This window comes from Streptomyces sp. NPDC005494, assembly GCF_042872025.1.
Lineage (GTDB): Bacteria > Actinomycetota > Actinomycetes > Streptomycetales > Streptomycetaceae > Streptomyces.
Window position 1 is genome coordinate 283,973 of record NZ_JBIAJR010000009.1, and the last position, 19,858, is coordinate 303,830.

At 72.0% G+C, this 19,858-nt stretch carries 15 protein-coding genes and 1 tRNA gene; 11 read left to right on the top strand and 5 right to left on the bottom strand.

The window, feature by feature from the left end; all coding sequences use genetic code 11:
* A complete protein-coding gene (locus ACFYQ6_RS25765; protein ID WP_388765116.1) occupies positions 1–591 on the top strand; it encodes a hypothetical protein in 591 nt (196 codons plus the stop codon).
* Between the two features lie 59 nt (positions 592–650).
* Positions 651–3,395, top strand: coding sequence for a Tat pathway signal sequence domain protein (locus ACFYQ6_RS25770; RefSeq protein WP_388765118.1), 2,745 nt, complete (start codon positions 651–653; stop codon positions 3,393–3,395).
* Here the strand turns inward: ACFYQ6_RS25770 and ACFYQ6_RS25775 are convergent.
* Entirely contained in the window at positions 3,392–5,875 is a 2,484-nt protein-coding gene (locus ACFYQ6_RS25775) for an SCO7613 C-terminal domain-containing membrane protein (protein WP_388765119.1), read from the bottom strand. The genes ACFYQ6_RS25770 and ACFYQ6_RS25775 overlap by 4 nt on opposite strands.
* A 55-nt stretch (positions 5,876–5,930) precedes the next feature.
* Here ACFYQ6_RS25775 and ACFYQ6_RS25780 point away from each other — a divergent pair, with 55 nt between their 5' ends.
* Entirely contained in the window at positions 5,931–6,377 is a 447-nt protein-coding gene (locus tag ACFYQ6_RS25780; protein ID WP_361574326.1) for an SRPBCC family protein, read from the top strand.
* Between the two features lie 39 nt (positions 6,378–6,416).
* Positions 6,417–6,488: transfer RNA gene (locus tag ACFYQ6_RS25785), tRNA-Val, on the top strand.
* Between the two features lie 59 nt (positions 6,489–6,547).
* On the opposite strand, the gene ACFYQ6_RS25790 is transcribed toward ACFYQ6_RS25785, so the two are convergent.
* Entirely contained in the window at positions 6,548–7,273 is a 726-nt protein-coding gene (locus ACFYQ6_RS25790) for a 3'-5' exonuclease (protein WP_361574324.1), read from the bottom strand.
* 194 nt (positions 7,274–7,467) lie between these two features.
* Between ACFYQ6_RS25790 and ACFYQ6_RS25795 the strand changes: the two genes are divergently transcribed.
* The 3 genes from ACFYQ6_RS25795 (at position 7,468) to thrS (ending at position 11,387) form a co-directional block, all read left to right on the top strand.
* Positions 7,468–8,067, top strand: coding sequence for a DUF4365 domain-containing protein (locus ACFYQ6_RS25795; protein ID WP_361574322.1), 600 nt, complete (start codon positions 7,468–7,470; stop codon positions 8,065–8,067).
* On the top strand, positions 8,067–9,308 hold the full coding sequence (locus ACFYQ6_RS25800) for a hypothetical protein (protein WP_361574320.1): 1,242 nt from the start codon (positions 8,067–8,069) through the stop codon (positions 9,306–9,308). The genes ACFYQ6_RS25795 and ACFYQ6_RS25800 overlap by 1 nt, the downstream gene beginning before the upstream one ends.
* Positions 9,309–9,410: 102 nt before the next feature.
* Positions 9,411–11,387 (top strand): threonine--tRNA ligase, encoded by a 1,977-nt coding sequence (gene thrS / locus ACFYQ6_RS25805; RefSeq protein WP_361574318.1) that lies wholly within the window; start codon positions 9,411–9,413, stop codon positions 11,385–11,387.
* A gap of 30 nt (positions 11,388–11,417) precedes the next feature.
* Here thrS and ACFYQ6_RS25810 read toward each other — a convergent pair whose 3' ends face one another.
* Positions 11,418–12,095, bottom strand: a complete 678-nt coding sequence (locus ACFYQ6_RS25810) for a potassium channel family protein (protein ID WP_361574316.1) — start codon at positions 12,093–12,095, stop codon at positions 11,418–11,420.
* 66 nt (positions 12,096–12,161) lie between these two features.
* Between ACFYQ6_RS25810 and ACFYQ6_RS25815 the strand changes: the two genes are divergently transcribed.
* Positions 12,162–12,734, top strand: coding sequence for an HIT domain-containing protein (locus ACFYQ6_RS25815; protein WP_361574314.1), 573 nt, complete (start codon positions 12,162–12,164; stop codon positions 12,732–12,734).
* Positions 12,735–12,761: 27 nt separating this feature from the next.
* On the opposite strand, the gene ACFYQ6_RS25820 is transcribed toward ACFYQ6_RS25815, so the two are convergent.
* Together ACFYQ6_RS25820 and ACFYQ6_RS25825 are read right to left on the bottom strand one after the other, a co-directional pair.
* Positions 12,762–14,432 (bottom strand): hypothetical protein, encoded by a 1,671-nt coding sequence (locus ACFYQ6_RS25820; RefSeq protein WP_361574312.1) that lies wholly within the window; start codon positions 14,430–14,432, stop codon positions 12,762–12,764.
* A 156-nt stretch (positions 14,433–14,588) separates the two neighbouring features.
* Positions 14,589–16,814, bottom strand: a complete 2,226-nt coding sequence (locus ACFYQ6_RS25825; RefSeq protein WP_388765123.1) for an elongation factor G-like protein EF-G2 — start codon at positions 16,812–16,814, stop codon at positions 14,589–14,591.
* Positions 16,815–17,086: 272 nt separating this feature from the next.
* Here ACFYQ6_RS25825 and pgsA point away from each other — a divergent pair, with 272 nt between their 5' ends.
* From pgsA to ACFYQ6_RS25840, 3 genes are read left to right on the top strand one after another with little or no spacing between them, the layout of a single operon-like run.
* The gene (gene pgsA, locus ACFYQ6_RS25830) at positions 17,087–17,758 is read left to right on the top strand and encodes a phosphatidylinositol phosphate synthase (RefSeq protein ID WP_361574308.1); all 672 of its coding nucleotides are present in this window, start codon (positions 17,087–17,089) and stop codon (positions 17,756–17,758) included.
* Positions 17,755–18,678 carry a phosphatidylinositol mannoside acyltransferase gene (locus ACFYQ6_RS25835; RefSeq protein WP_388765125.1) on the top strand — a complete coding sequence of 308 codons (924 nt, stop codon included), beginning with the start codon at positions 17,755–17,757 and terminating at the stop codon, positions 18,676–18,678. Before pgsA ends, ACFYQ6_RS25835 begins: the two co-directional genes overlap by 4 nt.
* Positions 18,675–19,835 (top strand): glycosyltransferase family 4 protein, encoded by a 1,161-nt coding sequence (locus ACFYQ6_RS25840; RefSeq protein WP_361574304.1) that lies wholly within the window; start codon positions 18,675–18,677, stop codon positions 19,833–19,835. The genes ACFYQ6_RS25835 and ACFYQ6_RS25840 overlap by 4 nt, the downstream gene beginning before the upstream one ends.
* The last annotated feature ends 23 nt before the right edge of the window (positions 19,836–19,858 follow it).

Sequence of the window (19,858 nt, forward strand, 5' to 3'; positions counted from 1 at the left end):
ATGGCGACGAAGGCCCGCACCCAGGCCAGGCGCACCCGCGCCATGGACCGCTTCGCCCTGTTCTCCGAATGCCTGCTCGTCGGTGTGTGGATCGCCGTGGCCGCACTGCCCGTGTTCACGTTCCCCGCGGCCTTCGCCGCGGGGACCCGGCACCTGCGCCGCTACCTCGGCGGAGAACGCGGCGGGCTGCGCGAGTTCGCCACCGACGCCCTCGCCGCGGCACGCGGCGGATGGCTCGTCGGCGCGGCCGTCTGGGCCGCCGCCGCACTGCTCTGGCTCGACCTCGCGGCCGTACACGCCGGGCTGCCCGGCGGGCCGCTCGTGGGGGCCGTCGGGATCCTCGCCATGATCGGATTCCTGGTCGCCGTGCTGCGCGCCGCCACCTGCTGGGAGCCGGGAGCGCGCTGGCGCGCCCTCCTGGCCGAGGCCGGCCGCACCACGGTCCGCGACCCGGCCGGCTCCCTCCTGCTGGTGTGCGGGATGGCCGTCGTCGTGCTGTCCGGCGCCATGATCCTGCCGCTGGCCGTCCCCGTCGTCGGGGCCGTCGCCGCCGCTGCCACCGCGGTGCAGGCGCGCCGGCTCTCGCACTGACCCGCAGACCCCTCCCTGTTCGTCCCCTGTCCCGATCCCGCACGGAGAGAGGCACAACCATGTCCAGGATGCCCCGCAGAACGCTCCTGAAGGCCGCCGCAGCGGCCGGCGCCGCCGCACAGTTCAGCTGGTCGCTCGGCGCCACCCCCGCGTCCGCCGCCCAGGGCGCGCGGGAGGCGGCGGAACCGGTCACGCTGACGTGGCTGGAGTCCGGCGGGCTCGGCGCGGCCCCCGGTTCCACGCTCGGTGTGCCCTGGCCCAAGGGTCAGTACGCCAAGGACCAGACCTTCGCGCTGGCCACGGAGGACGGCAAGGACGTCCCCGTCCAGACCTGGCCGATCGGCTACTGGCCGGACGGCTCGCTCAAGTGGACCGCGCACGCCGTCGGTCCCGAGGTCACCGCCAAGAAGTTCTCCCTGACCGCCGGTGCCCCCGCCGCTCCGTCGAAGAAGGTCACCGCCGTGCGCTCCGGCGGCACCATCACCGTCTCCACCGGGGTGATCACGGCCAAGCTCGGCACGAACGGCTCCGCCCTCGTCAAGACCGTCACCCGGGGTTCCACCGAGATCGCGCGGAACGGCCGTCTCGTCCTCGTACGCCAGGGGGAGATCGAGGACGGCGACCAGGGCAGCGAGAAGTTCGAGCGCTTCGAGAGCGTCGTCGAGGAGGCCGTGCTCGAACAGGACGGCCCCGTCCGGGCCGTCGTACGCATCGACGGCAAGCACCGCAAGGGCTCACGCTCCTGGATGCCCTTCTCCGTACGCTTCTACTTCTACGCGGGCGCCGAATCCTTCCGGATGGTGCACACCATCACCTACGACGGCACGGTGGAGCCCGGCAAGGCGTCGGGCGACTTCGTCCGGGGCCTCGGGGTCCGCTTCACCGTGCCGATGCGCGACGCCGCCTACGACCGTCACATCCGCATCGGCGGCGACGGCACCGGACTCCTGCGCGAAGCGGTGAAGGGCATCACCGGTCTGCGCCGCGACCCCGGGGCGGCCGTACGCGAGGCACAGTTCGCCGGCCGGAAGCTCCCCGACCCCGCCACCTGGGACCAGCGGGTCACCACCCGGCTCCAGTACATCCCCGAATGGGGCGACTACACCCTCTCCCAGCTCTCCGCCGACGGCTTCGGCCTGCGCAAGCGCACCAAGAAGGGGCACGGCTGGATCGGGGCGGGCGGCGGCAGGAGGGCGTCCGGCTTCGGCTACGTCGGCGGCCCCAGCGGCGGATTCTCCTTCGGCCTGCGGGACTTCTGGGAGAAGCACCCCGCCCAGCTCGACATCCGTGACGCGCACACCGACGCGGCCGAGGTCACCCTCTGGCTCTGGTCGCCCGAGGCCCAGCCCATGGACCTGCGCTTCTACCACGACGGCATGGGGCAGGACACCTACCCCGAACAGGTCGAGGGCCTCAACATCACGTACGAGGACTACGAGCCCGGATTCGGCACCCCGTACGGCATCGCCAGGACCAGCGAACTCCTGTTCTGGGCCAACGAGTCCACCCCGGCCCCCGAGACACTCGCCCAGCAGGTCGAGGCCGTGCGCACCCCGCCCCAGCTCGCCGCGCCGCCCGCGCAGCTCGTCAAGGCGAAGGTCTTCGGCGGCCTGTTCGCCGAACCCGACCGCTCCACCGCCGCGAAGTCGAAGATCGAGGACCACCTGGACTTCCTCTTCACGTACTACAAGGACCAGGTGGAGATGCGCCGTTGGTACGGCTTCTGGGACTACGGCGACATCATGCACACCTACGACCCGACCCGTCACCAGTGGTGCTACGACGTCGGCGGCTATGCCTGGGACAACTCCGAACTCTCGCCCGACCTCTGGCTCTGGTACGCCTACATGCGCTCCGGGCGGGCGGACATCTACCGCTTCGCCGAGGCCATGACCCGGCACACCGGCGAGGTGGACGTCTACCACCTCGGCAAATGGGCGGGCCTGGGCACCCGCCACGGCGTCCAGCACTACGCCGACAGCGCCAAGCAGCAGCGCATCGCCAACACCACCTACCGGCGCATGTTCTACTTCCTCACCGCGGACGAGCGCGTCGGTGACCTCATGCACGCCAACGTCGACTCCGACGAGACCTTCCTGGCCCTCGACCCGATCCGCAAGATCCGCACCGAGCCCTACACCCCGGACCGCCACGCCCTGTCCATCGGCTTCGGGACCGACTGGAGCGGGCTCGTCTCCGCCTGGCTCACCGAGTGGGAACGGCGCGGCCCCAAGTGGGAGAAGGCCAGGGACCGCGTCCTGTCCACCATGGAGACCATCGCCGCCCAGCCCAACGGCTTCGTCCAGGGCACCGGCCTCTACGACCTCGACACCGGGAAGTTCGCGATAGCCGACAAGCCCGCGGTCGGCGTCTCGCACCTCTCGGCCATGTTCGGACTGGTCGAACTCAACGCCGAACTCATCGACATGATCGACATGCCGGCGTTCGAGGCCGCCTGGATCGACTACTGCCGCTACTTCAACGCCACCAAGGCCGAACAGACCGCCCGCTACGGCAGCAACTTCGGCACCCTGCTGCTGTTCCAGGGCCACTCACGCCAGGACGCCTACGCCGCCGTACGGACCGGTGACGTCACCCTGGCGACCCGGGCGTGGAAGCAGTTCTACAGCAGCGCCGACGCCTGGGACTACAAGGAGAGCACGGACTGGAGCACCAAGAAGATAGAGGGGCCGACCGGTCCGGTGCCGGGCAGCGAAGCGGCCTGGGTCAGCACCAACACCACCGCCCTGTACGGCCTCGCGGCCATCCAGAACCTCGCACTGGTCGGCGACAAGATGCCTTAACGCATGCGGCCGAAGCTCTCCCTCACCCGGCGCGCGTCGCGCAGCCGCTGCTCGTACGTCGCACCGACCGCGAGCAGCAGCAGCCCGGCGAGCGCCGGGGGAGCCCAGCGCGGGAGCGCGTCGAAGACCTGGACGACGTGCGGGGCCAGCTCATGGAGCCCGTCCAGCGCGAGGACCGCACCACCGATCACCAGGGGCGCCCGCAGCCGCAGGCGGGCGCCCGCCAGGGTGACCACCAGCGCCGCGATCCCCAGCAGCAGGGGCCGCAGCCAGTGCGGATCGCCCCAGGCCACGACGAGGCTCGGCACCATCGTCACGGACAGGGCCGGACCGTAGGCCACCCACGAGGACGCGGAGGGGTCCCTGCGAAGACGCAGGTGCCCCACCACGAACGCGGCCACCGAGACCGGCAGCGTGTAGGCCTCCGGGTCCGTCACCCCCGAGGCCGCCAGCCGCACCCACGCCGCCGCGAGGAACAGCGCCGCCGCCGGATACCCCGCCGCCCGGCGGCGCTCCGGCCGCAGCGCGGAACCGGCTGCCAGAACCCCGCACAGGCCCAGCACCAGGGACAGGAACGGCGCGTCGGTCACCGAGAGCAGCACGGCCACGAGCGCGGCGAAGGCCCCCGTGAGCTCCACCGGCACCGCCACCGCGGGCACCCGCGACCGCGCCCCCAGCAGCACCGTCGCCGCGGTCACCGCCAGCACCAGCGGGGCCGTGTGCGGGGCGCTCCACCCCAGTGAGGCCCCGGCCGCCACGGCGACCACCGTGGCGCACAGGACCGAGCCGCAGGCGAGCACCGAGCGCACGGCACTCACCCCCGGCCGGGCAGCCGCACCGCCGAAGAGCACGGCCAGGGCTCCGAAGACGACGTACGTCGCGGGTTCGGCGGCCAGTCCGAGCACCCCTGCGCTCGCCGCGCCGGTGAGCGCGCACACCAGGGCCGTCACCGCGAGGGCGTCGCCGCCCCGGCGTACGGATGCGGTCAGCAGCGCCGCCACGAGCAGCAGCTCCACGCCCACCGCGACCGGGTACGGCGCGTCCGCCACCCCGAGCAGAGCCAGCGCCGCGCCCCAGCCCAGGACCGTGGCCCCCGCCCCGGCCGCGGCGCGCCCGCTCCTGCCCGGGAGGGACTGCGGCCACCTGACGTGGAGCGCGGCCGCCAGGCCGGCCGCCACCCCGAGCACCACGGGGGAGGAGGCCGAGGCCGACCAGGGCATCGTGCCCCCCATCGCGTCCCGCAGGCCCTCCGGCGCCCCGGACCAGACGCCCCCCGACAGCGTCACCGGACCCAGCACCACCGCTGCCACCACGGGCACCGCCCACAGCACCGAGGCCCCCACCACGACGGCCGACGCTCCCAGCACACCCCGGCTCACCGGGAGCGGGACGCGGAGCCGCAGAACGCCCGCCGACGCCGCACCGCACAGCAGATACACGACGACCGCCCAGCCCCACGGCAGGGCCGCCGCCGGCACACCGCCCACGGCCGCCACCGCGGCCAGACCGGCGACGAGGCCCCCGAACACGGCCAGTTCCTTCGGCGCGCGCAACGCCCCGGCCGCCGCCAGCGCACCGCCCGCCAGCAGCAGCGCCCCGGGGCCCACGGCCCCGAGCGCGTCACCCGCGGACACGGACAGCCCCAGCCCCAGACCCAGCGCGATCAGCCCGGTCAGCAGGGCACCGGTGCACGCCGTGACGCGCACCGCGAGGCCCCGGCCCCACAGCGCCACGGCGACATCCGCCGCCGCCGTCATCAGGAGCGCCCAGCCGAAGCCGGCCGCCGGCGCCTCCACCGCCCACGCCGCGAACACCAGCGGGAACTGCCCCGCCACCACGGCCGCCGGCAGCGGAACCCGCAGCTTTCCCAGCGACAGGCCGTACGCGGTCCAGAGCACCACCAGTACCGCCGAGGCCACCGCCGAGAAGGCGAACCCGTCCGTGCCCGGTGCCGCCACCGCGTGCAGCGCGACCGCGTCCAGGACGGTCAGCACCAGGGCCAGCGTGGCCACCGCCTCCGCCGTCGAGGGCAGCCGCCGGCCGAGCAGCAAAGCAGGCACCACCAGCGCCCCGGCGGTCACCACCGCGAGCACCGCCGAACGGCCCGCGATCTCCATCTCGCCCCAGCTGAACAGGGTGAACGCGATCGCCGCCACCGTGAGCAGCAGCCCTCCGAGGACCAGCAGCACGTTCTGCGTGCCGTGCGCCGGCGCCGCCGGAGCGAACGGCCTTGCGGCAGGCGCCGGAGCGAACGGCGGGGTGCCGGGCGCCGGAGCGGACGGCGGAGCGCCGGGCGCCTGGGGCCACGGCGGTGAAACCGGCGTACGCAGCACACCGAGCAGCCAGGCACGACGGTTGAGCAACTGGACCCGGCGGGCATCCAGCCAGACCAGTTCACGGTCGAGGAGCGCCAGTTCCTCTGCGGGCGGCGGCACATGTTCCATGAACGGGAGTGTGGCGGCGACCACATGCGCGTACATGCGTTCTCCTACTCAGTTCCGCGTCTGAGTAGGCACCCGGGCGCAGACTGGAGCCATGGACTGGAACCACTACCGCTTCACGAGCGTGTGGGAGATGCCCGCCCCGCCCGACGCCGTGTACGCGGCCCTCGAACGCCCAGAGGACTATCCGCGCTGGTGGCCCCAGGTCCGTGAGGTCAGCCGGATCGACGACGCCACCGCCAGGGCACGCTTCCGCTCCTCGCTGCCCTACGAACTCGTCCTGACGCTGCGGCAGCGCCACAGCGACCCCGTGACGCGGACCCTGGAGGCGGAGATGAGCGGTGATCTCGACGGCTGGGCGCGCTGGACCGTCGCGCCCCACGAGGACGGCAGCCGGATCGTGTACGAGCAGGAGGCCGTCGTGCGCAGGGCGCTGCTGCGCAGGTTCGCCGTCCCCGGACGGCTCTTCTTCCGGGCCAACCACGCGCTGATGATGCGCGCCGGACGCCGCGGACTGAGGGCGTGGCTGGGAACGGTTTGAACGGAGACCGCCGAGCCCTGTATGGTTCAACCCGTTCCCGGGCGATTAGCTCAGTGGGAGAGCGCTTCGTTCACACCGAAGAGGTCACTGGTTCGAAACCAGTATCGCCCACCCGGGAAAAGCCGGTCCGTCGCATGCCGACGGACCGGCTTTCGCGTACCCGGCCCGGATCACGCCGCCGCGGGCAGCTCCGGGCGCAGCGGCCACGCCGGGTCGACCACCTCCGGTGTTCCGCTCTTCTCGAACCAGGCCTGCAGTCCGCGCGCCTGCGCCGCGTGCCACACCGCCTGGAGCGAGTGGACCTCCGCCGGCGACAGCCGCTCCAGCCGGGCGGAGAACCGCCGCCCCACCGCGCGCACCAGCTCCAGCGACGCCGCCGCGTCCGCCGCCGCGTCGTGGGCGCCGTCCAGCGTCACCCCGTACAGCTCGCACAGGTCCGTCAGCGTGCGGCGGCCCTTGCGGTAGCGGTCCAGATGCTTGTCCAGGACCCGCGGATCCAGCACGCACAGCGGCTTGTTCCGCAGGTACCCCGCCAGCGAGGACGCCCGGTGCCGCCTCAGCTCCCGGTCCAGCAGGGTCAGATCGAACGGAGCGTTCATCACGACCAGCGGCCGCCCCGTCGCGCACTGCTCGGCCAGCGCCCGGCCTATCTCCTCGACCACCGGAGCCGGCCACCGGCCGTTGCGCTGCAGATGGTCGTCGGTCAGACCGTGGATCTCGGTGGCGCCGGGCGGCACCGGAATCCCCGGATTGACCAGCCAGCGGGTGACGCGGAGCCGTCCGCCCGCCATGTCCTGGAGGACGAGAGCGGCCGAAACGATCCGGTCCTCCTCGACGTCCACGCCTGTCGTCTCGGTGTCAAAAGCCGCCAGCGGCCCCTCGAACCAATGCATCATCCCCGAACTCCTCGCGCCTGCACGGCAGATGACGGGATTCCTCTGCCCGGTCCGGTGATACCCGCGCCTTATGCCTGATACGCCGTTTACGGGCCCTCTCCTGCGGTGACAACACAATTGACGGGCACGGAAGTTGACCAGCCCGGCAGCGGAGACCGGGCGACCGGTCGGCACAGCCCGGAAGGCACGGAGCCATGGCGCTCGCGCAGCCGAACCCAGGGAGTCCCGCCCGCACCGAGGACCACGGGGGAAAGCCGCCGCCGCAGCGGAACGCACCACCGCTGCGCGGCACACTCGCCACCACCGCCTGCATGGAGACCCTCCAGGTGGGCTACCTCCACGCCGTGGCAGCGGCGGCGGGCTGCTCGCTCTCGCAGCCCTTCCCCGACAACGGCATCGACTGGCACGTCAGCCACGGCGCCCCCGACCACACCGTCGACGACGAAGTGACCGTCAAGGTGCAGCTCAAATGCACCTACCAGATCCCCGCGCACCCGCCCGGCGCCGCGTTCTCCTTCACCCTCGACAACGCCCATCTGGTGAAGCTGGCCCGCACACCGGTCTCGGTGCACAAGATCCTGGTCGTGATGCTCGTGCCGCGCAGCCAGGACGACTGGCTGCGGGCCGGACACGACCGGCTCGACCTGCGGCACTGCTGTTACTGGACGAATCTGGCCGGCCACCCCGTCACGGGCCGGTACCGGACCACCGTGCGGATCCCGACCTCGCGGATCTTCGACGACCGCGCGCTCTGCGACATCATGGCCCGGGTCGGGGCGGGAGGGAGACCCTGATGCACCGCTCGACGGACGAGCCCACCGGAGGAACGGTCCCGGCGGGAACACGCGCACACCCGTACGCCGGGGAACCCGGGCCCGGCCAGGTCCCGGACCCGGCGCGTGTCGACCCAGCCGTCCTGTCCGCGCTGCTGCGCAGGCACGGCTGGAACCGGCGCGGAGGCGCCCAGGGCCGGTACAGCCGCTGGGTCCCGCCCGGCTCCGCCGCCCCCGGCACCAGCCTGCTCGTGCCGGACACCACCGCCTTCCCCGACAGCGAGGACCTGCTCGCCGAGGCCCTCACCGCCCTCGCCCGCAGCGCCGCCCCCTCGGCCCGCGAGATCATCGTGGCGCTCACCGTGCCCAGTGACGAGATCCGCTGGTGGCGGCACGTGCCCGAGGAACCCGTCGGCGCGGCCGACTGGACCGGCACCGACCAGCTGCGCACGGCGGCCCGGCAGATCCTCCTGGCCGGAGCCCTCTCCCTGCGGGGCCGGGCGGGCTACCACGGCGCACGGCACAGCAGGAAGGCCCGCGCGGCACTCGACGGAACCCTGGTGGGGCCGGTGTCATCGGGCCGCGGTCTCACCGCGTTCGTCCCCGTCGCGGAGGGGCGGGCCGTCGCCGTGCAGCTCTACGCGGCGCTCAACGCCACCCGCGAGGCCGTCGACTACCAGCGCGCCACCGGCGGCATGGACGCCTTCGACGCCGCCGTGGCCGCGGGAGTCAGCCGGGAGCTCACCGAGGCGCTCGTCGCCCTGGTCCGGGGCGCGGAGGGCGCCAGGATCACGCTGGCCTGGGCGCCGGCGGCGGGAACCCCCCGAGGGTGCCCGGCGCGCCCCGAGCCCGTGGAGTTCTCACCGGGCGACCTGCCCGCCCTCCGTCTCGCCGGGGTGCGCTATCTCCAGGACGAGCCCTCCGTCCCCGTACGGATCACCGGGGCCGTCGTCCGGCTGCGCCGCTCCGCACCGCGCGGCCCCGGCGTCGTACGCCTGCGGGTGCTGGCCGGGGCGGAGGTCGCGCACGTACGGATCGAGCTCGACGAGGAGGCCTACCGGATAGCGGGCCACGCCCACCTCGTCGGGCTGCCGCTGCGGGTGGAGGGGAGGCTGGAGAACCGGGGCGGCTTCCGGCGGCTCACCGGCGCCTCCCAGGTCGCCCCCGTCCAGGTGGACGAGGCGGAGCGTGACCGGCTGATGAAGTCGCTCCACGAGAACGTCGATTTCTTCGAGGAAGCGTGCACGGGGGACGAGGAGTAGGCGGCCCCGGTATCCCTTTCGCGTCGAGGCCCCCCGGCTCGGTACGATTCCTCTTGCGCGCGCAAGAGGAAAGCGACGCACCCCCTCAGTCAGGAGAGACCGGTGTCAGACGTCCGTGTGATCATCCAACGCGATTCCGAGCGGGAAGAGCACGTGGTGACGACGGGCACGACGGCCGCCGAGCTCTTCCCCGGGCAGCGCACCGTCGTCGCCGCGCGGGTCGAGGGCGAGCTGCGGGACCTCGCGTACGAGCTCAGGGACGGCGAGGTCGTCGAGCCCGTCGAGATCTCGTCCGAGGACGGCCTGAACATCCTGCGGCACTCCACCGCGCACGTCATGGCGCAGGCGGTGCAGGAGCTCTTCCCCGAGGCCAAGCTGGGCATCGGCCCGCCGGTCAAGGACGGTTTCTACTACGACTTCGACGTCGAGAAGCCGTTCACGCCCGAGGATCTCAAGGCCATCGAGAAGAAGATGCAGGAGATCCAGAAGCGGGGCCAGAAGTTCTCCCGCCGCGTCGTCACCGACGAGGCGGCCCGCGAGGAGCTCGCCGACGAGCCGTACAAGCTGGAGCTCATCGGCATCAAGGGCTCCGCCTCCACGGACGACGGCGCGGACGTCGAGGTGGGCGGCGGCGAGCTGACCATCTACGACAACCTCGACGCCAAGACCGGCGACCTGTGCTGGAAGGACCTCTGCCGGGGTCCGCACCTGCCCACCACCCGCTTCATCCCGGCCTTCAAGCTGATGCGCAACGCCGCGGCCTACTGGCGGGGCAGCGAGAAGAACCCGATGCTCCAGCGCATCTACGGCACCGCATGGCCCACCAAGGACGAGCTCAAGGCGCACCTGGAGTTCCTGGAGGAGGCCGCCAAGCGCGACCACCGCCGCCTCGGCAACGAGCTGGACCTCTTCTCCTTCCCCGACGAGATCGGCCCCGGTCTCGCCGTCTTCCACCCCAAGGGCGGCATCATCCGCCGGGCCATGGAGGACTACTCGCGGCGCCGCCACGAGGAGGAGGGCTACGAGTTCGTCTACAGCCCCCACGCGACCAAGGGCAAGCTCTTCGAGAAGTCCGGCCACCTGGACTGGTACGCCGACGGCATGTACCCGCCCATGCAGCTCGACGACGGGGTGGACTACTACCTCAAGCCGATGAACTGCCCCATGCACAACCTGATCTTCGACGCGCGCGGCCGCTCCTACCGCGAACTGCCGCTGCGTCTCTTCGAGTTCGGCACGGTGTACCGGTACGAGAAGTCGGGTGTGGTGCACGGACTGACCCGCTCGCGCGGCTTCACCCAGGACGACGCGCACATCTACTGCACCAAGGAGCAGATGGCGGAGGAGCTCGACCGTACGCTCACCTTCGTCCTGAACCTGCTCCGCGACTACGGTCTGACCGACTTCTACCTGGAGCTCTCCACCAAGGACCCGGAGAAGTTCGTCGGCTCGGACGAGGTCTGGGAGGAGGCCACCGAGACGCTGCGTCAGGTCGCGGAGAAGCAGGGCCTCCCGCTCGTCCCCGACCCGGGCGGCGCCGCCTTCTACGGGCCGAAGATCTCGGTGCAGTGCAAGGACGCCATCGGCCGGACCTGGCAGATGTCGACCGTGCAGCTCGACTTCAACCTGCCCGAGCGCTTCGACCTGGAGTACACCGGCCCGGACGGCACCAAGCAGCGCCCGGTCATGATCCACCGTGCGCTGTTCGGATCCATCGAGCGCTTCTTCGCGGTGCTGCTGGAGCACTACGCGGGCGCCTTCCCGGTCTGGCTGGCCCCGGTCCAGGCGGTCGGCATCCCGATCGGCGACACCCACATCCCGTACCTCCAGGAGTTCGCCGCCGAGGCGCGCAAGAAGGGGCTGCGGGTCGAGGTGGACGCCTCGTCGGACCGGATGCAGAAGAAGATCCGCAACCACCAGAAGGCCAAGGTCCCCTTCATGGTCATCGTCGGCGACGAGGACATGAACGCGGGCACGGTGTCCTTCCGCTACCGCGACGGCTCGCAGGAGAACGGCATCGCCCGTGACGAGGCGATCGCCAAGCTCGCCGACGTGGTGGAGCGCCGCGTCCAGGTGTGATCTCCGCCTGACCCGAAGCCCCTGGAGGAGCTACGCGCCCTCCGGGGGCTTCTTGTCGTCCTCCCGCCTGAACACCTCCACGAGCCACGACGAGAACGACCCCGTCACGGCCCCCAGCAGCGCCAGCCCGCAGGCCATCAGGAACGCGGCGATCACCCGGCCGCCGGCCGTCACGGGCACCGCGTCGCCGTAGCCCACCGTCGTGAGCGTCGCGCACGCCCACCACAACGAGTCCCCGAACGTGCGGATCGTCGAATCCCGCACCCCCTGCTCCTGGTGGTAGACGGCGAGGGAGGCGGAGAAGCCCAGGAGCACGGCGCTGAGGCCCGCGTAACTCATCACCCGGGCGTACAGGCTCAGCCGGGCCTTGCCCGTGCGGTGCCGGACCGCCGTGTAGACCTTGACCAGGCGCAGCGGGCGCAGCAGCGGCAGCAGGAGGACCACCGTGTCCAGCCAGTGCGTGTGGACGAAGCGCCCGCCCAGGCCGCTGAGCCGGAGCCGTACGCCGTAGTCGACGGCGAAGAGCAGCCAGGTCGCGGCCACCAGGGCGAGGGCGATGTCGCGCCACGGCTGGGCGCCGATCGGGGCGAGGACGCGTACCGCGTAACCGACGAGGAAGACCAGGGCCGCGGCGAAGAGGGGCACCTCGGTGCGCTGCTCCCACGCCGCGAGCCGGTCGGGGGCGGGGGCTGGGGTGCGGTCGCTCATGGCGCCAGCATCGCGGTGCGCCCACGGGGACCGCCCCGGCGACACGCGCGCCGGGAGTGACGCAATATGCTGGCCGGCATGACGAGTGAGCCGGAGCAGCAGTTCGGAGTGGGGACGCCCGACGCGTTCCAGCGCCTGTGGACGCCCCACCGGATGGCCTACATCCAGGGTGAGAGCAAGCCGAGCGGCCCGGGAGCCGGGGACGGGTGTCCGTTCTGCGAGATTCCGTCGAAGTCGGACGAGGACGGTCTGGTCATCGCGCGCGGTGAGAAGGTCTACGCGGTGCTGAACCTGTACCCGTACAACGGCGGGCACCTGATGGTGGTGCCCTACCGTCACGTGGCCGACTACACGGAGCTGGAAGGCGCGGAGACGGCCGAGCTGGCCGACTTCACCAAGCGGGCCATGGTCGCGCTGCGGGCCGCCTCGGGGGCGCACGGCTTCAACATCGGGATGAACCAGGGGGCCGAGGCCGGGGCCGGTATCGCCGCGCACCTCCACCAGCACGTGGTGCCCCGCTGGGGCGGGGACACCAACTTCATGCCGGTCGTCGGTCACACGAAGGTGCTCCCGCAGCTGCTGGGCGACACCCGGACGATGCTGGCCGGCGTCTGGCCGGCCGAGCTGCCGTCCGTCTGACCCGGTCGCACCCGCCCCGGGCCGAGGTCACGCGTCGTAGACGTCGGCCTTGCGCGGGGCGGGGTCCTGGACCAGGCCGCTGAGGATCATGGAGCGGTTGTCGAAGCGCTCGGTGTCGACGCCGTGCTCCTTCAGGACCCGCATCGTCGCCGCGTGGACGACGCGCAGGACCGGGGTGGCCGTCCGCATGGCGTCGTCGGCCATGAAGCGGTGGCCCCACGGCTTGGCCGCCCAGGCGTGGCGCAGGCCGAACGGCTCGGGCAGGACGATCTTGCCGCCCAGGTAGTCGAGCAGCGGCGGGTACCAGGTGAAGGGGGCGCGCAGGGCGAGCCTGACGACCTCGCTCGCCGTGACGAGGGGGAGGGAGATCTTGCGGGTCTCCCAGAACCTGACCGCCTTCTTGACCGTCTTGGTCGGTGCCTCGGGCTTGGTGAGGAACAGGCCGTGGACGGGGCCCAGCGCGTGCCCGGTGACCTCGATACGGAGGGTCTCGTGGAGCACGGTGACGCTGATCAGCATCGTGATCACCAGCTGGCCGTCCCAGAGGGTGAACTGGACACCCAGGTAGTGCCGGTCGCCGCTGCCGAACTGCTGGTGGTTGCAGATGCGCTGTATCTCGTGGGGCTTCACCTGGAAGGTGGCGACGTCCTCGCCCTCGGGGCGGGAGACGGAGTCGGCGTTCTCACCGACGGGGGAGACGATCCAGTGCTTCACGGACGGCGTGGGGAACCCGCCGGTGTTCAGCGGACCGCGCTCCAGCATCTTCAGCTGGTCGTGCACGGCGCGTACGACGTCCCAGCTGCGGAACTGGTGGATCTCCCTGGTGGGGTCCTCCGGGGTGAGTTCCTCGGCGAGCTGCCAGCTGCCCCAGCGTGTGCCCATGCCGAGGATGCCCTTGGGGCCCGCGTAGAAGACGGAGTTGGACTGCTGCTCCGCCGACAGCTTCTCCAGGCCCTGGCGCAGCGCCTCGCGAGCGGTCTCGTTGGGGTTCTTCGGCACGGCTTCGGGGATCTTCGCGCTGACCCCCGCGCCGGTGAGGAGCCCTTCCCAGCGGCCTCGCAGGTCCCTGGTCGAGGCCTCCGCGATCCGCTTGGCGAGCAGCCAGCCGATCAGCGGCGCGACGGCGGCGGCGCGCAGGTAGAGCGCCAGGAAGCCGGTGAGCGGCATGGCGATCAGGAAGAACGCGGCGGCGCCGCCGAGGACGACGAGCAGCACACCGCCCAGTGCCTGGAAGAACTTGTCCTTGGACTTGGCGAGGGAGTCCCGCAGCCGGAAGGCGAGGACCCACAGGAGCATGCCGGGCAGGAAGACGAAGCCGCAGACGGCCGTGATCAGGGTCAGCTTGGTGTCACGTGCCTTGCGCAGCCGGGTGGCGGACAGGCAGTGCTCGACGACGGTCTGCGGGTCGGTGCCGAAGGACTGGATGAGCGCGGCGCGACCGCCGCCGAGCATCCGCTCCTGCACGGCCCGGGAGAATGCCTCGCCCAGATTCGGCTTGAAGTAGTCGGACTTGAACAGCGTGGACGAGCCCGGTTTCACCTCGGACTTGTGCCACTCGCTGTTGGCCTTGAGGATCTCCGACACGTCGCTGTCGCGGTACGCGGCGGAGGCGAGGGCGTTGGTCGCCACCGCCTGTCCGCCTGAACCCTGGAGCGGGATCTGCGCTCCGGGAGAGAAATCGAATCCGTCGTTGGCCACTGTCGCCCCCACTCGCCCGCACGGCCTGCTCCTGCGGCTGTTCCCAACTACCGTACGTCGCACACCTTCTGAGCTGGGACCACAGCGTATCGTCCGGGCCCGCCGCCCGCCCGGACGACGCGGCCGGGAGGGACGGGAGGCGCCATATCCGGTCAGCTAGCTGACATTTGCGGTGTTTTCCTGTGTTTTACGGAGGCGCTCAGCCAGGGGCGGCGGCATGGGTTCGTGCCGGGCGTACGCCCGGTCGAACCGTCCTGTGCCGTGCGTCAGGGAGCGGAGGTCCACGGTGTACCTGCCGATCTCGATCTCGGGGACCTCGGCGCGGACAAGAGTGCGGTCCCCGGTCTCCTGTTCCGTGCCGACGAGCCGGCCGCGCCGGCCCGCGAGGTCGCTCATGACGGTTCCCACGTAGTCGTCGGGAACCAGCACGGCCACTTCGTCGACGGGTTCCAGGAGCTGGACCTGGGTGTCGGCGGCTGCTTCCCGCAGCGCCAGGGCGCCCGCGGTCTGGAAGGCGGCGTCGGAGGAGTCCACCGAGTGCGACTTCCCGTCGAGCAGTGTCACGCGCACGTCCACGAGAGGGTGCCCGGCCGCGACCCCACGGGCCGCCTGGGCGCGTACGCCCTTCTCGACGGAGGCGATGAACTGGCGCGGCACCGAGCCGCCGACCACCTTGTCGACGAACTCGACGCCCGCGCCGGGCGGCAGCGGTTCCACCTCGATCTCGCAGACGGCGTACTGGCCGTGCCCACCGGACTGCTTGACGTGCCGGCCGCGCCCCACGGCCCGCGAGGCGAAGGTCTCGCGCAGCGGGACGCGGTGGGGCTCTGCGTCGACCTGGACCCCGTACCTGCTGCGCAGCCTTTCGAGCGCCACGTCCGTGTGGGCCTCGCCCATGCACCACAGGACGACCTGGTGGGTGTCCTGGTTCTGTTCGAGTCGCATGGTGGGGTCCTCGGCGACCAGACGCGCCAGGCCCTGGGAGAGCTTGTCCTCGTCGGCCTTGCTGTGGGCGCGCACCGCCAGCGGCAGCAGCGGGTCGGGCAGGCTCCAGGGTTCGACCAGCAGCGGTTCCCCGGTGCCCGAGAGGGTGTCGCCGGTCTCGGCCCCGCCGAGCTTGGACACACAGGCCAGGTCCCCCGCGATGCAGCTGTCCAGGGGGCGCTGCTGTCTGCCGAACGGTGCCGAGAGCGCCCCGACGCGCACGTCGGACTCGTGGCGGGGGCCCGACCCGCCTTCCGGTGCGGTGAGGCCGTGGCCGCACACGTGCACGGTCTCGTCCGGACGCAGCGTCCCGGAGAAGACGCGGACCAGGGAGACCCTGCCGACGTAGGGGTCCGAAGCGGTCTTCACGACCTCGGCGACCAGCGGCCCCCCGGGGTCGCAGACCGGGGCGGGCCGAGGGGAGCCTTCCGGCGTGGAGACGGCCGGAAGCGTGCGCTCCACGGGGGAGGGGAAGCCGGCGCGGATCAGGTCGAGGAGTTCCACGGTGCCGACGCCATGGCCCGCGCCCTCGGCCGCCGGGGCCGCGGTGAGCACCGGATGGAAGGAGCCGCGTGCCACCGCGCGTTCGAGATCGCGCATGAGGGTCGCGACGTCGATCTCCTCGCCGCCGAGGTAGCGGTCCATCAGTGTCTCGTCCTCGCTCTCGGCGATGATCCCCTCGATGAGCCGGTCGCGGGCCTCCTGGAGCGGCCCCTCCTGGTCGCCCGAGGGCGGCAGCTGACGTCGTTCCCCGGTGGAGTAGTCGAAGACCCGCCGGGTGAGGAGTCCGGTGAGCCCGGTGAGCTGGGCATGCCCGTCGGGGCCCTCAGGGCCTTGTACCGGCAGATGGAGGGGCAGCACGGCGTCCGGGTCGTCGTGCCCGAAGATCCGCCCGCAGACCCGGGTCATCTCCTCGAAGGACATGCGCGCGGTGTCCAGGTGCGTGACGACGATCGCGCGCGGCATCCCGACGGCCGCGCACTCCTCCCAGACCGCGCGGGTGGTGCCGGCCACGGCGTCGGCCTCCTGGGCGGCCGAGACGACGAAGAGGGCCGCGTCCGCCGCGCGCAGACCGGCCCTGAGCTCCCCGACGAAGTCCGCGTAGCCGGGGGTGTCCAGAAGGTTGATCTTGTGGCCCTCCCATTCGACGGGGACCAGCGAGAGCTGCACGGAGCGCCGGCGGCGCTGTTCGATCTCGTCGTAGTCGGAGACGGTGGCGCCGTCCTCGACCCGGCCCGCCCGGTTGAGTGCCCCGGCCGTCAGCGCGAGTGCCTCGACCAGAGTGGTCTTGCCCGAGCCGCTGTGGCCGACCAGCACCACGTTCCGTACGGAAGCGGGCCCGTCGGCCGTCGTCGCCCTGCCGGCGGCCCCGGTGTGTGTATGAGTCCTGTCGCCCATGATGCGTGCCTCCCGATCGGTGGCAGTGCCGCGAGTACTGGGGGATGGATGCACGGGCGAGGGGAGCCGTGGCGGCGGCCTCGGCGACGCCCGCGGTCTTCCGAGCTTTTCACCCGTACCGTGCGCCGTCCATCCGTCGTGCACGGCGGCACGTGACTTCCGGGACATCCGGCGGGACGGGGTGCCCCGCCGATGCGCGGCGCGGCTCGTGACTACGATGGGCCAGCCGGTGGCCGAAGGGGCCGCGCGGCCCACCGAACCTCGGGAAGGCCATGCTGAACAAGTACGCGCGTGCATTTTTTACGCGTGTCCTCACACCGTTCGCCGCTCTGCTGCTCCGCCTCGGGGTCAGCCCCGACGCGGTCACCCTCGTCGGTACGGCCGGAGTGATGGCAGGTGCGCTGGTCTTCTTCCCCATGGGGGAGTTCTTCTGGGGCACCATCGTGATCACGGTCTTCGTCTTCTCGGACCTGGTCGACGGCAACATGGCCCGGCAGGCCGGGATCTCCAGCCGGTGGGGGGCGTTCCTCGACTCCACGCTCGACCGGGTCGCGGACGGGGCGATCTTCGCCGGTTTCGCCCTCTGGTACGCGGGGGGCGGCGACGACAACGTGCTCTGCGCGGTCGCGATCTTCTGTCTGGCCAGCGGCCAGGTCGTCTCGTACACGAAGGCGCGCGGTGAGTCGATCGGCCTGCCCGTCGCGGTGAACGGCCTGGTGGAGCGCGCCGAGCGACTGGTGATCTCCCTGGTGGCCGCCGGTCTCGCGGGACTGCACGGCTTCGGGGTACCCGGCATCCAGGTCCTGCTGCCGATCGCGCTGTGGATCGTCGCGGTGGGCAGCCTGGTGACGCTGGTCCAGCGCGTGGTGACCGTCCGCAGGGAGTCGGCCGAGGCCGACGCCGCCGCGGCGGCCGTCCAGGGCGGGAGCGAGTCCGCACAGTGAGCGGCACCCGAACCGACCTGAAGGAACGCCTGACGGACGGGCTTTACGGCCTCGGCTGGGGCGCGGTCAAGAAGCTCCCCGAGCCCGCCGCGGCCGCGCTCTTCCGTACCCTCGCCGACCAGGTGTGGAAGCGGCGGGGCAAGTCCGTGCTGCGCCTGGAGTCGAACCTCGCCCGGGTGGTGCCCGACGCGGACGCCGCCCGGCTCGCCGAGCTGTCGAAGGCCGGCATGCGCTCGTACATGCGCTACTGGATGGAGTCCTTCCGGCTCCCGACCTGGAGCCCGGAGCGCATCGCGGCGTCCATCGACGTCCGGGACGTCCACCGGCTCACGGAGGGCCTGGACGCGGGCCAGGGGGTCGTCCTCGCGCTGCCGCACCTCGGCAACTGGGACCTGGCGGGCGCGTGGGTCACCACGGACCTCAAGGTGCCGTTCACCACGGTCGCCGAGCGGCTGAAGCCCGAGACCCTCTACGACCGCTTCGTGGCCTACCGCCAGGGCCTCGGCATGGAGGTCCTGCCGCACAGCGGAGGGGCCGCGTTCGGCACCCTGGCGCGACGGCTGCGCGCGGGCGGGCTGGTCTGCCTCGTCGCCGACCGTGACCTGTCGGCCTCCGGCGTCGAGGTGGACTTCTTCGGGGACACCGCGCGCATGCCCGCCGGTCCGGCCCTGCTGGCCCAGCAGACCGGCGCGCTGCTGCTGCCCGTGACCCTCTGGTACGACGGCACGCCCGTCATGGGGGCGCGGGTCCACCCGCCCGTCCCCGTACCGGAGTCAGGCAGCCGTGCCGAGAAGACGTCCTCCATGACACAGGCGCTGGCCGACGCCTTCGCCACCGGGATCGCCGAGCATCCGGAGGACTGGCACATGCTGCAGCGGCTCTGGGTCTCCGATCTGGACCCCCAGGGGGAAGCGCCGTGAAGATCGGCATCGTCTGCCCGTACTCCTGGGACGTTCCGGGCGGGGTGCAGTTCCACATCCGCGACCTGGCCGAGCACCTGATCCGTCTCGGTCACGAGGTCTCCGTGCTCGCGCCCGCCGACGACGAGACGCCGCTGCCGCCGTACGTCGTGTCCGCGGGCCGGGCCGTGCCCGTGCCCTACAACGGCTCGGTCGCCCGGCTCAACTTCGGCTTCCTGTCCGCCGCGCGCGTCCGGCGCTGGCTGAACGAGGGCACCTTCGACGTCATCCACATCCACGAGCCGACCTCGCCCTCACTGGGCCTGCTCGCCTGCTGGGCGGCCCAGGGGCCGATCGTGGCCACGTTCCACACGTCCAACCCGCGCTCCCGGGCCATGATCGCGGCGTACCCGATCCTCCAGCCCGCGCTGGAGAAGATCAGTGCGCGCATCGCGGTCAGCGAGTACGCGCGGCGGACCCTGGTCGAGCACCTCGGCGGGGACGCCGTGGTCATCCCCAACGGCGTCGACGTGGACTTCTTCGCCCGCGCGGAGCCGAAGGCCGAATGGCAGGGCGGCACGCTCGGCTTCATAGGGCGCATCGACGAGCCCCGCAAGGGGCTGCCCGTCCTGATGAAGGCGCTCCCCGCGATCCTCGCCGCCCGCCCGGACACCAGGCTGCTGGTCGCGGGGCGCGGTGACGAGGAGGAGGCCGTCGCCTCGCTGCCCGAGGAGATGCGCTCGCGCGTCGAGTTCCTCGGGATGGTGAGCGACGAGGACAAGGCGCGGCTGCTGCGCAGCGTGGACGTGTACGTCGCGCCCAACACCGGCGGCGAGAGCTTCGGGATCATCCTGGTCGAGGCGCTGTCGGCGAGCGCCGCGGTGCTCGCCAGCGATCTGGACGCCTTCGCGCAGGTGCTCGACCAGGGCTCCGCCGGCGACCTGTTCGCCAACGAGGACGCGGACGCGCTGGCCGAGGCCGCGATCCGGCTGCTCGGCGACGAGGACCGGCGCGCGGGGCTCCGCGAGCGGGGCAGCGCGCACGTGCGCCGTTTCGACTGGACGACGGTCGGCGCGGACATCCTGGCGGTGTACGAGACGGTGACCGACGGGGCCGCCGCCGTCGACACCGACGAACGCACGGGTCTGCGCGCCCGCTTCGGCCTCGCCAGGGACTGAGCGGGACAGGGCCCCGCCCCGGG

Excerpts from the sequence above, each read along its gene's own strand:
- ACFYQ6_RS25770 (WP_388765118.1), top strand. The coding sequence starts at position 651 with ATGTCCAGGATGCCCCGCAGAACGCTCCTGAAGGCCGCCGCAGCGGCC.
- ACFYQ6_RS25795 (WP_361574322.1), top strand. The coding sequence starts at position 7,468 with ATGGCGCTCGCGCAGCCGAACCCAGGGAGTCCCGCCCGCACCGAGGAC.
- ACFYQ6_RS25825 (WP_388765123.1), bottom strand. The coding sequence starts at position 16,814 with ATGGGCGACAGGACTCATACACACACCGGGGCCGCCGGCAGGGCGACG.
- ACFYQ6_RS25815 (WP_361574314.1), top strand. The coding sequence starts at position 12,162 with ATGCTGGCCGGCATGACGAGTGAGCCGGAGCAGCAGTTCGGAGTGGGG.
- ACFYQ6_RS25790 (WP_361574324.1), bottom strand. The coding sequence starts at position 7,273 with ATGATGCATTGGTTCGAGGGGCCGCTGGCGGCTTTTGACACCGAGACG.
- ACFYQ6_RS25800 (WP_361574320.1), top strand. The coding sequence starts at position 8,067 with ATGCACCGCTCGACGGACGAGCCCACCGGAGGAACGGTCCCGGCGGGA.
- pgsA (WP_361574308.1), top strand. The coding sequence starts at position 17,087 with ATGCTGAACAAGTACGCGCGTGCATTTTTTACGCGTGTCCTCACACCG.
- ACFYQ6_RS25780 (WP_361574326.1), top strand. The coding sequence starts at position 5,931 with ATGGACTGGAACCACTACCGCTTCACGAGCGTGTGGGAGATGCCCGCC.
- ACFYQ6_RS25775 (WP_388765119.1), bottom strand. The coding sequence starts at position 5,875 with ATGTACGCGCATGTGGTCGCCGCCACACTCCCGTTCATGGAACATGTG.
- ACFYQ6_RS25765 (WP_388765116.1), top strand. The coding sequence starts at position 1 with ATGGCGACGAAGGCCCGCACCCAGGCCAGGCGCACCCGCGCCATGGAC.
- ACFYQ6_RS25810 (WP_361574316.1), bottom strand. The coding sequence starts at position 12,095 with ATGAGCGACCGCACCCCAGCCCCCGCCCCCGACCGGCTCGCGGCGTGG.